This window comes from Agrobacterium salinitolerans (genome assembly GCF_027498475.1).
Taxonomy (GTDB): Bacteria; Pseudomonadota; Alphaproteobacteria; order Rhizobiales; family Rhizobiaceae; genus Agrobacterium; species Agrobacterium salinitolerans.
The window spans coordinates 360858-372601 of record NZ_JAPZLN010000005.1 but is presented as its reverse complement, the minus strand read 5'-3'; the positions used below and the strand labels follow the sequence as shown (position 1 = coordinate 372601).

Sequence of the window (11744 nt, the reverse complement as noted above, 5' to 3'; positions counted from 1 at the left end):
CAATATTTTCACTTCACATTTTGTAACTTATAAATTACAGTTTGAATTACAATGCAGCTAAAGCAATCTGCAACATTTCGAAAATGGTTTGGCAAGTTAAAGGATGAACGGGGCAAGGCTCTGATTACGTCCCGCCTGAACAGACTTTCCTTTGGTCATGCAGGCGATGTCGCTCCGGTTGGCGAGGGCGTCAGCGAATTGCGCATCCATTACGGACCGGGCTATCGGGTCTATTTCGTCAAGTCGGGCGATGTCGTTATTGTTCTCCTCTGTGGCGGGGACAAGAGTACGCAGGAGAAGGACATAAAAGCCGCGCAGCAGATTGCGGCGCAATGGAGCGATGACGATGATTGAGAAGTTTACGAACTTCGATCCCGCCGAACACCTCAAGAGCGATGAAGCCATTGAGGTGTTTTTGGAGGATGCGTTCGCAACCAATGACGCGGCATACATAGCAAATGCGCTTGGTGTTATCGCGCGCGCAAAGGGTATGACGCAGGTCGCACGCGAAACCGGACTTGCCAGAGAGCATCTTTACAAATCGCTCAGCGAGGCTGGGAATCCGACGTTGGAAACGACGATAGCCGTCCTCAACTCCCTGGGCTTTCAGCTCACCAGCAAACACAAGGCGGCATGATCAGCGCCTGCCACCCCCGCCACCGTTCGATGCCGCCCTATCGGCAGCATCATCGGCTTGCCCGAGGTCGGATCTTCGATGACCCGGCTTTCGATGCCGAAGACGTGACGGACATTCTCTTCCGTCAGCACCTCTTCCGGCGTGCCGAACACATGCAGCTTCCCGTCCCTCATGGCGACGAGATGATCGGCATAACGGGCTGCGAGATTGAGGTCATGCAGCACCATGATGATGGTGGTCTCGCGGGCGTGGTTGAGGTCGGTCAGAAGATCCAGCACCTCGACCTGATGGCTGATATCGAGGAAGGTGGTCGGTTCATCCAGCAGCAATATGTCTGTCTGCTGGGCGAGCGCCATGGCGATCCAGACACGTTGCCGCTGGCCGCCGGAAAGCTCGTCCACCGGCCGCTCGGCCAGTTCCACCGTATCGGTGGCGACAAGGGCTGCGGCGACCGCCTCGTCGTCCTGCCGCGACCAGCGGGCGAACAGGCCGTGATGCGGGTGCCGGCCACGGCTGACGAGATCGGCAACCACGATACCCTCCGGCGCTATCGGCGATTGCGGCAAAAGGCCCATGCGCCGCGCGAGGTCGCGGGAGGCAAGACGATGAATCGATTTTCCATCGAGCAGAACCTGACCGGCGCGCGGCGCAATGAGCCGCGACATGCTGCGCAGCAGGGTGGACTTGCCGCAGGCATTGGCGCCGACGATGACGGTGATCTTCCCGCGCGGAACGGTGAGATCCAGCCCGTCGATGATGAGGTTTTCGCCGTAGCCGGCCGACAGGCCGTTCACGGAAAGGGAGTGGCCGGTCATAACGAGCCTCCGCTGCGGTTGACCCGCACGATCAGGTAAATCAGATAGGGCGCACCGAGCGCGCCAGTAATGACGCCGACCGGGTAACGGCCCGGCAACAGGAACTGGCCGCAATAATCGCCCACCAGCACCAGCGCCGCCCCAATCAGCGCCGCAGGAAGGAGCAGCGAGCCGTTGCTGCCGACAATGCGCGCCGCAATCGGCCCGGAGAGGAATGCGACAAACGCGATGGGACCCGACACCGCCGTTGCAAAGGCGATCATGCCCACGGCAGCAATGATGACGATGATGCGCGTTCGCCCTACCCTTACACCAAGCGCTGCGGCAGCGTCGTCCCCCAGTCTCAACGCTTCCAGATCACGCGCACGGCTGAGGAGCAGGCCGCCGAAAAGGATGAGCGCGATGAGGAGCGGCAGCAGTTGCGTGATTTTCGCGCCATTGACGCTTCCGGTCAGCCAGCGCATTGCCTCCTGCAATGTCCATGCCGGCGCAACGGAGAGTATATAGGCGATGAAGCTTTCCAGCATGGCTGAAACGCCGATGCCGACGAGGATCAGCCGCGTTCCGGCCACGCCGTTGCGGAAGGACAGGAGATAGACGAGAAGCGCGACGCCAAGACCGGTCGCGACGGCGAAGACCGAGATCAGCGGCCCGCTCATCTGCAAAACGACGATGGCGAAAACGGCCGCCGCACTTGCGCCGGAACTGATGCCGATAATATCGGGGCTGGCGAGCGGGTTGCGCAGCATGATCTGGAAGGCGACGCCGCCAAGCCCGAAGCTCAGGCCTGCCAGAATCGAAAGCAGCGCGCGCGGCAGGCGCAGCTGCCCGACGGTGAAGGTGACGCCGGCAATATCCTCCCCCAACAGAACGCGAATGACATCGCCGGGCGGCGTGAAGGATTGTCCGAGCATCAGCGTAATTGCGAAAGCGGCAATCAGGATCACCGACAGGGCGGCGATGACAAGGCGACGTCGGCGCTGACGTGTATGGCGGTTGAAGACGAGATTTTCGATGACGGGAGCGGATATGGTCACAATTCACGCACCCGCTGGCGTCTGACAATCCAGATGAAGAAAGGCGCGCCGACAAGGGCGGTGACAATGCCAACATCGAGTTCCGACGGCCGCGCCACGATGCGCCCGACAATATCGCCGGCAAGCAGCAGGCACGCCCCGCCAAGTGCCGAGAACGGCAAAAGCCAGCGATTGTCCACCCCGACGAGCAGGCGGCAGAGATGCGGCACCACCAGCCCGACAAAACCGATCGGCCCGCAAATGGCGGTAGCCGCACCGCAGAGCAGAATGGCACCGAAGGAGGCTACGGCTCGGGCCACCGCAACATTCTCGCCAAGCCCGGCGGCGAGTTCGTCTCCGAGCGCCAGAGAATTCAGCTTGCGCGCCGAAAGCAGGCTGATGATGAAGCCGGCGGCCAGAAAGGGCAGCACGGTCTCGATGCGCTCGAAAGTCGCCCCACCGACGCCGCCGATCTGCCAGGAACGGATGCCGCCGGCAATATCGCTACGCGGCAGCACGACGGCAATGACGAGCGAGGAAAAGGCGACGGAGGTGGCGGCGCCCGCAAGTGCGAGTTTCAGCGGTGTCGCCCCGCCTCGCCCGAGCGAACCGACGACATAAACGAAAACCGCAGATCCCCCCGCCCCGGCAATCGCGACCATGATGAAGGCCTGCGCCGTGGCGATACCGAACCAGACAATGCCGATGACGACGGCGAGCGACGCCCCCATGTTGACACCGAGAATGCCTGGATCGGCAAGCGGATTGCGGGTGACGCCCTGCATGATGGCCCCGGCCAGCCCGAGTGCCGCCCCGGAAAGCACGGCAAGCAGCGTGCGCGGCAGGCGCACCGCGACGGCCGCCTCGGCAACCGTCTCGACGCGGCCGCTGATCCCACCAACAATATCCGCAAAAGAGACCTCACGCGTGCCGATGGCGACGGAGAGCGCACAAAGCAGTGCGAGAAGCGCCAGCACCGCACCGAGCCAGGCCGTTCGCACGCGGTTGGAGCGGCCGGCGAGCAGCGCGGCCGTCACTTTGCCGGGGCCGGACAATGTCACTGCGATTTCCCGGAGGATTTGTCGGCAGCCTTTGCCAGAAGATCGGCATAGTCCTTCAACACCCACGAAATCGACAGCGGCGTGGGGTTGGAGGCGGTGCCAAGCGGATCGCGGCCCAGCATGACGATCGCATCATTGGCAACGGCCGGCATGCGCGCGAGAAGCGGATCGGCCCGCATGGCATTCAGCAGCGGCTCACTGCCATAGGTCACGACGATATCGACATCGTCAAAGGCATCCACACGCTCGGCGCTGACGCCAGCGGCGAATTGCCCCGGCTTCGTCGCCTCCAAGACGCTTTTCGGCGAGGCAAGCCCAAGATCGGCGAAAAACTTCACCCTGGTATCATTGGCCGTATAGAAATTGACGACGCTGAGATTGGTGGCGTCGAGATGGGTGACGAACATGGCCGACTTGCCCTTCAGCTGCGGATGGCCGGCAACGACCTCAGCAATCTCACCCTCGATGCGTTTGATGAGCGCCTCACCTTCCGCAACCATGCCAAGCCCGGCGCTGTTCAGCCGGATCATCTCGCGCCAGTCCGTTGCCCAGGGAGAAACGGGATAGGCGACGACTGGGGCGATCTGGCTCAGCGTATCGTAGTCGGACCGGCTGAGGCCTGAATAGGCGGCAAGGATAACATCCGGCTGCGTCGCCGCAACGGCCTCGAAATCTATACCGTCACCCTCGTCGAACAGAACAGGCTTTGCCGCGTCGAGTTCGGTGAGCCGCTTTGCCACCCATGGCAGCAGGCCATCGCCGTCATCATCGCCGAAATTGGCCGCCGCAAAGCCGACAGGCACGATGCCGAGGGCCAGCGGCACCTCATGGTTGGCCCAGGCGACAGTCGCTACCCGCTGCGGTTTCTTCGCAATCGTGGTCGTTCCGAACGCATGTTTGATGACGATGGGATAGCGGGTTGTCTCCTCCGCCGAGGCCATATGCGGCGCGATCATCGACAGGAAAAGCACAAATACCGGCACGAGGCAGCGGAACGGGCAAAGCATTGGCGAGCTCTCAAAAGTTCAAAAAGTGGACTTGAACTCTCAGCTTCAATTGCCCCCGTCAAGCCCAGGCAGGAAATGGCGTCGCAACAGCGGTGAAATTTCCGGGGTTTTGTACAAAACCGCAAAAAGTTACAATACCGGACAAACTTTCTCAAGTTATTGGGCACTTCGAGAGTGGGCCGTGCAAGCGGCGGTCGGGGCATCAACGTCTGGAACATACCAATGAATATCGAAACCGAAGGCAGACACCGCAAAACCACGCGACGTCGTTATCAGGATGCGGCGCTGCTTGCCTGCACGGCGCTTGTCGCTACCCTGCCCGGCTCCCTGCTGGCGCAGGAAGCTGCCAATACGGGCGGCAGCACGGTTCTGGAGCGCATCACCATCGAAAGCGGCGACAATGACCAGAAGTCCATTGTCGCCACCCGCACCACGAGCGGCAGCAAGATGGCGACCGATATTCTCGACACACCGGCCTCCGTCTCCGTCATCACCGCCAAGGAAATGCAGCAGCGCGGCGTGCAGAGCGTGGAAGAGGCGCTGCAATATACCGCCGGTGTGACAACGGATTTTTACGGCTCCGACGACCGTTTCGACTATTTCAAGATTCGCGGTTTCGATGCCTATACCTATCGCGACGGGTTGACGCTTGGCCGTCCCTTCGGCGCGCTGCGCGAAGAAACCTATGCCTATGAGCGCGTGGAAGTGCTGAAGGGCGGAAATTCCACCACCTTTGGCGTCTCGGATCCCGGCGGCTCGGTGAATTATTCCACTAAGGTGCCGAAACGCACCCGTTTCGGTGAAGCCTATGTCACCGGCGGCTCCTATGGCCGCGCCGAAACCGGCTTCGACTTTGGCGACAATATCACCAGCGACGACACGCTGTCCTATCGCCTGACCGGCAAGCTCAGAAATGCCGATGCGGAATATGACTATTCCCGCGACGACGAGAAATTCTTCATGGGCGGCTTAACCTGGCGCCCCACGGACGTCACCAGCCTTACCGTGGTTTACGATCATCTGAACAAGGATGGCGTTCCGGGCGGGGGCGGTCATCCCGTCGGCTCGCATTTCGACCGGAGCCGCTTCTTCGGCGAACCGGACTACAATTATCGCGGCACGAACCGCAATTCGCTGAGCGTGATGTTCGACCACGATTTCGGCTCCGGCCTGACGCTGAGTTCCAATGCGCGCTACAGCAAGGCGAATACGGACTTCGGTTACGCCTATATCTCGTCGACACCGACCAACGGTTCGACCATCGCCAACCGGTCCTATTTCGGAAACGACACCGAGACCGAAAACTTCCTGATCGACACACGCCTGCAATATGACACGCGGGTTGAAAATGTCGAAAGCCGCAGCCTCGTCGGCGTTTTTTATAACAACTACGAATCCGGCAGCAAAAGCTACTTCGGTGCTGCGCCGAGCATCAACTGGATGAACCCGGTCTATACCGGCGCACCCGCTTCCGTGCCGCTCTATGCCGACTCCCTGACGGACCAGAAGACCAAGGCGATCTATCTCCAGCAGGACTTCACCTTCTTCGACAGGCTGATCGTCAGCGCCGGCCTGCGCAACGACTGGATCGACACCGAGCAGACCAATCGGCTGAATGGCACGACGGCCAGCGGCGACATCAGCGAACTGACCAAGCGCATCGGCGTGTCCTACAAGGTCACCAACGAAATCGCGCCTTATATCAGCTATGCCGAATCGGTAGTGCCCGCATCCGGCCTGACGGTCGAGCCCGAACGCGGCGAGCAGATCGAACTCGGGGTGAAATACCGGCCCGACGCTTTCCCGGCCCTGTTCACCGCCTCGATCTACGATCTGAAGAAGAACAACATTACCGTTACCAGCCCGATCACCAGCCTGCCGACCGCCATCGGCGAGGTGCGCGTACGCGGTCTCGATCTCGAAGCCAAGGCGGAAGTGACCGACAATCTCAGCCTGACGGCGGCCTACTCCTATCTCGACGCGGAAATCACCGAAAACGGCACCGGCGGCAATGTCGGCAACCGGCCGCAATTCGTGCCAGAGCATCAGGCTTCATTGTGGGTCAATTATACGCTTGCTGGCAACGACCATTTCGGCGACATGACCTTCGGTCTCGGCGGCCGCTACACCGGCGCTTATTATTTCGACAATGCCAACAAGGTCGAAACAGGAAGCAGCGTGACCGTGGATGCCGCGTTCAGCTACAAGATTCAGGAAACCGCCTCGCTGGACGTCAATGTTTCCAACATCTTCAACGAAAAACACGTCTCTTATGGCGGGTTCGGCGCTGACTTTTATAATCCCGGCCGGGCGTTTTCCGTGACCTTGCGAAAAACGTGGTGAAAATCTATATTAGCAATATTTTTCAAAATATTGCATATATTTCCTCACACATCACGTCATCCTCGGGCTTGTCCCGAGGATCTGACCAGCCCGCATCAAGACACCGATCTCGCCCCGTCAAAGCAGCTTGTGCAGACGTCGCCAGGCGGCGGGCGTGTTGCCCACGGACTGGCGGAAAGCCTTGGTCAGATGGGCCTGATCGGAAAAGCCGAGCTGGGCGGCGATATCGGCCACCGTCAGATCGCCTTCCAGCAGAAGTTTCTGGGCGGCATTGATGCGCCGCTCCAATTGCCATTGCAGCGGCGTCTTGCCGGTGGTCTGGCGAAATACGGTGGCGAACCAGCTTTCCGAAAGCCCGACGATATCGGCCATCTCGGCAACCGTCATACGGTCGTCGCCACGTTTTTCGACCTGGGCAAGAAGCTTGTTCAACTGCGCCTGCGTCAGCCTGCCATTAGCCTGCTCCGGCGCTGGGCCGGGAATATCCAGCAGGCCGGCAACGATGCTGCCGACAAGACTTTCCGCATAGACCGCATGTTTCGAGGGTTCGGAGAGCTCATCGACAAGCAGGCCGGCAAGGGTTTCCACCGAACCGATGTCCTGTATCTCAACCGGGCGACGCAGCGCCGACATCGCCGCGGAACTGCCGACCGAAGGTGACAGGAAGCGCAACAACCGGTCCTTATGAATATGCAGGTTGAGATGTGAGAACCGATGGGTAGCGCTGCTGCTCGTCCACATCGGCACGCCGGCGGGCACATAAACCGCCCGTGTCATCGGCCGCGAATGGTTGGTAAATTCGCCATTGCGGTTGGACATGCTGATGCGCGAGGAGACATCGTTGAAAAAGATCATGATACGCGGATCGGCGGCCAGATAATAACCCTTCGCCCCCATCTGGCTTTCCGCCTCCCAGAAAGCACTGACCAGCCCGTCGAACTGGCGCCATTTCACCGGCGCAGTGACGCTGATGCCTTCCGTGTGCCAGGTCATGGAATGCCAGAAACTCAATGCGGGTACCGTCCGGTTGTCGGGTCTGGATCGGGTGAAATCAAAAGACAGGCGCACGCGCCAGTCATCGCGCCCCGTCCCATTAACATGACTCATCAATTCATGTTAATAGCAAAGATCGTTATAAAGTGAAACATTCGCTGCGGCGACCGCGCTGGAACCTCTGCTCATGACGGCCGTTGAACTCCTGACAGAAGTGCAACAACGGAGGTTAACATGGACAACAAGAAGGAACCGGTCGACTTCGCAGACAAGAAGCGCGAAGAGCACGGCCGTGGTGTGATCGTGGCTGGGCCGGACGCGCATGAAAACGAGAAGGACGGCAAAGCCCCGTCGCCAGACGCCGGAAAAACCCCGACCGGCAAACCGGTTCCGTCCTCGGACCGGCGATAGGAAAACCGTCCGCGCAAACAAGATAATGCGGGCCTATAAGGCGTCCAGCAATCTTGCGCCGTCGCGGCACACACTGCGCCTTGGCGGTGAATAGAACGCAAAACACCTCCCCGATTTCTCGGGGAGGTGTTTCCTCTTAAACAGCCGGGTTTTTCTTACAGAAGGTCAAAACGGTCGGCGTTCATCACCTTCGTCCAGGCGGCGACGAAGTCACGCACGAATTTCTCCCTGCTGTCATCCTGCGCGTACACTTCCGCATAGGCGCGCAGGATGGAGTTCGAACCAATGACGAGGTCGACGCGGGTCGCCGTATACTTGGCTGCCCCGGTCTTGCGGTCACGAATCTCATAGAGATTGTTGCCGGTCGGAACCCAGGAATAGGCCATATCCGTCAGCGTCGTGAAGAAGTCCGTCGTCAGCGCGCCGGGCTTGTCGGTGAACACGCCATGGGCCGTACCGGCGTAATTGGCGCCGATGACGCGCAGGCCGCCGATGAGCACGGTCAGTTCCGGCGCGGTCAGGCCCAGAAGCTGTGCGCGATCCAGCAGCAGTTCCTCAGGGCTGACGACATAGTCCTTCTTCACCCAGTTGCGGAAACCATCCGCCAGGGGCTCAAGCGGGGCAAAGCTGTCGGCATCCGTCTGCTCGGCGGAAGCATCGCCACGGCCGGCCGCGAAAGGCACGGCAATGTCGAAGCCAGCCGCTTTCGCCGCCTGTTCCACACCGTAATTACCGGCCAGAACGATCACATCCGCGATGCTCGCGCCGGTTTCACGGGCAATCGGCTCCAGAACCGAGAGCACATGGGAAAGACGGGCGGGCTCGTTGCCTTCCCAGTCCTTTTGCGGTGCAAGGCGGATGCGTGCGCCATTGGCGCCGCCGCGTTTGTCCGAACCGCGGAAGGTGCGGGCGCTGTCCCAGGCGGTCGAGACCAGATCGGCAACCGAAAGGCCGGAAGCGGCGATCTTCGCCTTGACGGCAGCGACATCGTAGCTCGTGGAGCCTGCCGGGATCGGATCCTGCCAGATCAGGTCTTCAGCGGGAACATCCGGGCCTATGTAACGGGACTTCGGCCCCATGTCGCGATGGGTCAGCTTGAACCAGGCGCGAGCGAAGACCTCGGAGAAATGGTCCTGATCGTCCTTGAATTTCAGCGAAATCTCGCGGTAGATCGGATCGACCTTCAGGGCCATGTCGGCATCGGTCATCATGGGAATGGTGCGGATCGAGGCGTCCTCGACGTCCACCGGTTTGTCTTCCTCGGCGATGGTAATCGGCGCCCATTGCGATGCACCGGCGGGGCTGTGGGTCAACGTCCACTCATGCTTGAACAGCATGTCGAAGAAGCCGTTGTCCCACTTGGTCGGATGGCTGGTCCAGGCGCCTTCAATGCCCGACACCACCGTGTCGCGACCGATGCCGCGACCCTTGGTGTTCATCCAGCCAAGACCCTGATATTCCGGGCCGGCGGCTTCCGGATCGGGGCTGAGGTTGGCGGCGCTGCCATTGCCATGCGACTTGCCGATGGTGTGACCGCCGGCGGTCAGAGCCACGGTTTCCTCGTCGTCCATGCCCATGCGGGCGAATGTCTCACGCATCTGTGCGGCGGTCGCCAGCGGATCGGACTTGCCGTTGACGCCTTCCGGGTTGACGTAGATGAGGCCCATCTGCACGGCGGCAAGCGGGTTTTCCAGCGTCGCGGGCTTGGTCACATCGCCGTAACGGCCGTCGCTCGGCGCCAGCCATTCCTTTTCGTCACCCCAATAGGTGTCCTTTTCCGGAGCCCAGATATCCTCACGACCGAAAGCGAAACCGAAGGTCTTCAGACCGGCGACGTCATAGGCGATGGTGCCGGCGAGTGCGATAAGATCCGCCCAGGAAATCTTGTTGCCGTATTTCTTCTTGATCGGCCACAGCAGGCGGCGGCCCTTGTCGGTGTTGACGTTATCCGGCCAGGAATTGAGCGGGGCAAAACGCTGGTTGCCGGTGTTGGCGCCGCCGCGACCGTCAGTCACGCGGTAGGAGCCCGCCGCATGCCAGGTAACACGCGCCATCATGCCGACATAGCTGCCCCAGTCGGCCGGCCACCAGTCCTGGCTGTCGGTCATCAGCGCTCGCAGATCGGCCTTCAGCGCCTCGACGTCGAGCGTCTTCAGGGCTTCGCGATAGTTGAAGGAGGTGCCGAGCGGATTGGTCTTGGTATCGTGCTGATGCAGGATGTCGAGGTTCAGCGCGTTCGGCCACCATTCGGTCACCGATTTACCCGAGGCCGTGTTGCCTCCGTGCATGACAGGACACTTGCCAGCCGGTTTTGAAGTTGCGTCCATTTCGCCCTCCGATGGGTTTGACAATTAAACCAATAATCAATTCGACATGTGCAGCGTGGAAGCCAGAGCCAGCAGTTGGTCATGGGAAACCGTGCAGCGACGCTGGTAACCTCTCACAGCTACAGCCTCTTTCTGTCATGAAGATGACTAACAGCCGGGTTCCATAATTTCCAATTGTATATTCTAAAGGCTGCGATATGCTGAGCTTATGATTGCGCTCTCCATGAAACATCTCCGTTATTTCGATGCGCTGGCCAAGATCGGCCATTTCGGCCGGGCGGCGGAGGCTTGCGCGATTTCCCAACCGGCGCTGTCGCTGCAGATCCGGGAGCTGGAAGAACTGATCGGCGCGCCGCTCGTCGAACGGAGCAGCCGCCAAATCCGGCTGACGGCGCTTGGTGAGGAATTCGCCGAACGAACCCGCTCGATCTTGCGTTCGGTGGATGAGTTGCAGGATCTGGCGCGGGCGCGGCATGGGCCGCTCAGCGGGCGCCTGCGCATCGGCGTCATTCCCACCGTCGCACCCTATCTTTTACCACAGATTATCAAGACACTCACGCGACATTATCCCGGACTGGAGGCCCGCCCGCGCGAGGCGGTGACGCAGAAACTCATCGACGACCTTCTGGAAGCCCGGCTGGACATGGCGATCGTCGCCCTGCCCGTCTCGGAGCCGGCGCTGGAGGAAGTTCCACTGTTTTCGGAGGAATTCATCCTGGTGCGGCCGATGGAGGATGCGGGCATGCCGGTGCCGAGCGCCGACAAGCTGGGCGAAATGCGCCTGCTGCTTTTGGAAGAAGGCCATTGTTTCCGCAACCAGGCGCTTTCCTTCTGCAGCACGACCAATGCGCCGCCGCGCGTGCTGATGGAAGGCTCCTCGCTCTCCACCCTTGTGCAGATGGTCGGCGCCGGCATCGGCGTGACGCTCATTCCGCAGATGGCGGTCGACATGGAGACACGGCAATCCACGGTCTCTGTGTTCCGACTGGCGGAGCCTCGTCCTTCCCGCACCATCGGCATCGTGTGGCGCAAGAGCAATCCGCTCTCGGCGCAGTTCGCCCATATTGCGGAGATCGTCCGCGAATGCGGCCTCCAGAAGCTGGCGGCCGCCGGCTGAAGAATCCGCCACCCAAC

General features: G+C 60.6%; 11 protein-coding genes. 5 read left to right on the top strand and 6 right to left on the bottom strand.

From position 1 onward, the window contains the following. The first annotated feature begins 51 nt into the window (after positions 1 to 51). On the top strand, positions 52 to 354 hold the full coding sequence (locus tag O9X91_RS19340) for a type II toxin-antitoxin system RelE/ParE family toxin (RefSeq protein WP_142913869.1): 303 nt from the start codon (positions 52 to 54) through the stop codon (positions 352 to 354). Next, positions 347 to 637 carry an addiction module antidote protein gene (locus tag O9X91_RS19335; protein WP_003521755.1) on the top strand — a complete coding sequence of 97 codons (291 nt, stop codon included), beginning with the start codon at positions 347 to 349 and terminating at the stop codon, positions 635 to 637. The genes O9X91_RS19340 and O9X91_RS19335 overlap by 8 nt, the downstream gene beginning before the upstream one ends. On the opposite strand, the gene O9X91_RS19330 is transcribed toward O9X91_RS19335, so the two are convergent. Genes O9X91_RS19330 through O9X91_RS19315 form a run of 4 tightly spaced genes read right to left on the bottom strand, consistent with a single transcriptional unit; the run spans position 607 to position 4536 of the window. Then, on the bottom strand, positions 607 to 1452 hold the full coding sequence (locus tag O9X91_RS19330; RefSeq protein WP_142913870.1) for an ABC transporter ATP-binding protein: 846 nt from the start codon (positions 1450 to 1452) through the stop codon (positions 607 to 609). The genes O9X91_RS19335 and O9X91_RS19330 overlap by 31 nt on opposite strands. Further along, the gene (locus tag O9X91_RS19325) at positions 1449 to 2489 is read right to left on the bottom strand and encodes a FecCD family ABC transporter permease (protein ID WP_142913871.1); all 1041 of its coding nucleotides are present in this window, start codon (positions 2487 to 2489) and stop codon (positions 1449 to 1451) included. Before O9X91_RS19325 ends, O9X91_RS19330 begins: the two co-directional genes overlap by 4 nt. After that, positions 2486 to 3529, bottom strand: coding sequence for a FecCD family ABC transporter permease (locus O9X91_RS19320; protein WP_142913872.1), 1044 nt, complete (start codon positions 3527 to 3529; stop codon positions 2486 to 2488). The genes O9X91_RS19325 and O9X91_RS19320 overlap by 4 nt, the downstream gene beginning before the upstream one ends. Then, positions 3526 to 4536 carry an iron-siderophore ABC transporter substrate-binding protein gene (locus O9X91_RS19315; RefSeq protein ID WP_142913873.1) on the bottom strand — a complete coding sequence of 337 codons (1011 nt, stop codon included), beginning with the start codon at positions 4534 to 4536 and terminating at the stop codon, positions 3526 to 3528. The genes O9X91_RS19320 and O9X91_RS19315 overlap by 4 nt, the downstream gene beginning before the upstream one ends. Positions 4537 to 4758: 222 nt before the next feature. On the opposite strand from O9X91_RS19315, the gene O9X91_RS19310 reads away from it, so the two are divergent. Continuing rightward, on the top strand, positions 4759 to 6879 hold the full coding sequence (locus O9X91_RS19310) for a TonB-dependent siderophore receptor (RefSeq protein ID WP_142913874.1): 2121 nt from the start codon (positions 4759 to 4761) through the stop codon (positions 6877 to 6879). Between the two features lie 117 nt (positions 6880 to 6996). Here O9X91_RS19310 and O9X91_RS19305 read toward each other — a convergent pair whose 3' ends face one another. After that, positions 6997 to 7890 carry a helix-turn-helix domain-containing protein gene (locus tag O9X91_RS19305; protein ID WP_202048355.1) on the bottom strand — a complete coding sequence of 298 codons (894 nt, stop codon included), beginning with the start codon at positions 7888 to 7890 and terminating at the stop codon, positions 6997 to 6999. A gap of 216 nt (positions 7891 to 8106) precedes the next feature. Here O9X91_RS19305 and O9X91_RS19300 point away from each other — a divergent pair, with 216 nt between their 5' ends. Next, positions 8107 to 8283: a hypothetical protein gene (locus tag O9X91_RS19300; RefSeq protein ID WP_269833902.1), complete on the top strand. Its 177-nt coding sequence runs from the start codon at positions 8107 to 8109 to the stop codon at positions 8281 to 8283. Positions 8284 to 8438: 155 nt separating this feature from the next. Here O9X91_RS19300 and katG read toward each other — a convergent pair whose 3' ends face one another. Further along, positions 8439 to 10610 (bottom strand): catalase/peroxidase HPI, encoded by a 2172-nt coding sequence (katG, locus tag O9X91_RS19295; protein ID WP_142913875.1) that lies wholly within the window; start codon positions 10608 to 10610, stop codon positions 8439 to 8441. Between the two features lie 208 nt (positions 10611 to 10818). On the opposite strand from katG, the gene O9X91_RS19290 reads away from it, so the two are divergent. After that, positions 10819 to 11727 carry a hydrogen peroxide-inducible genes activator gene (locus O9X91_RS19290; protein WP_142913876.1) on the top strand — a complete coding sequence of 303 codons (909 nt, stop codon included), beginning with the start codon at positions 10819 to 10821 and terminating at the stop codon, positions 11725 to 11727. Positions 11728 to 11744 lie beyond the last annotated feature (17 nt).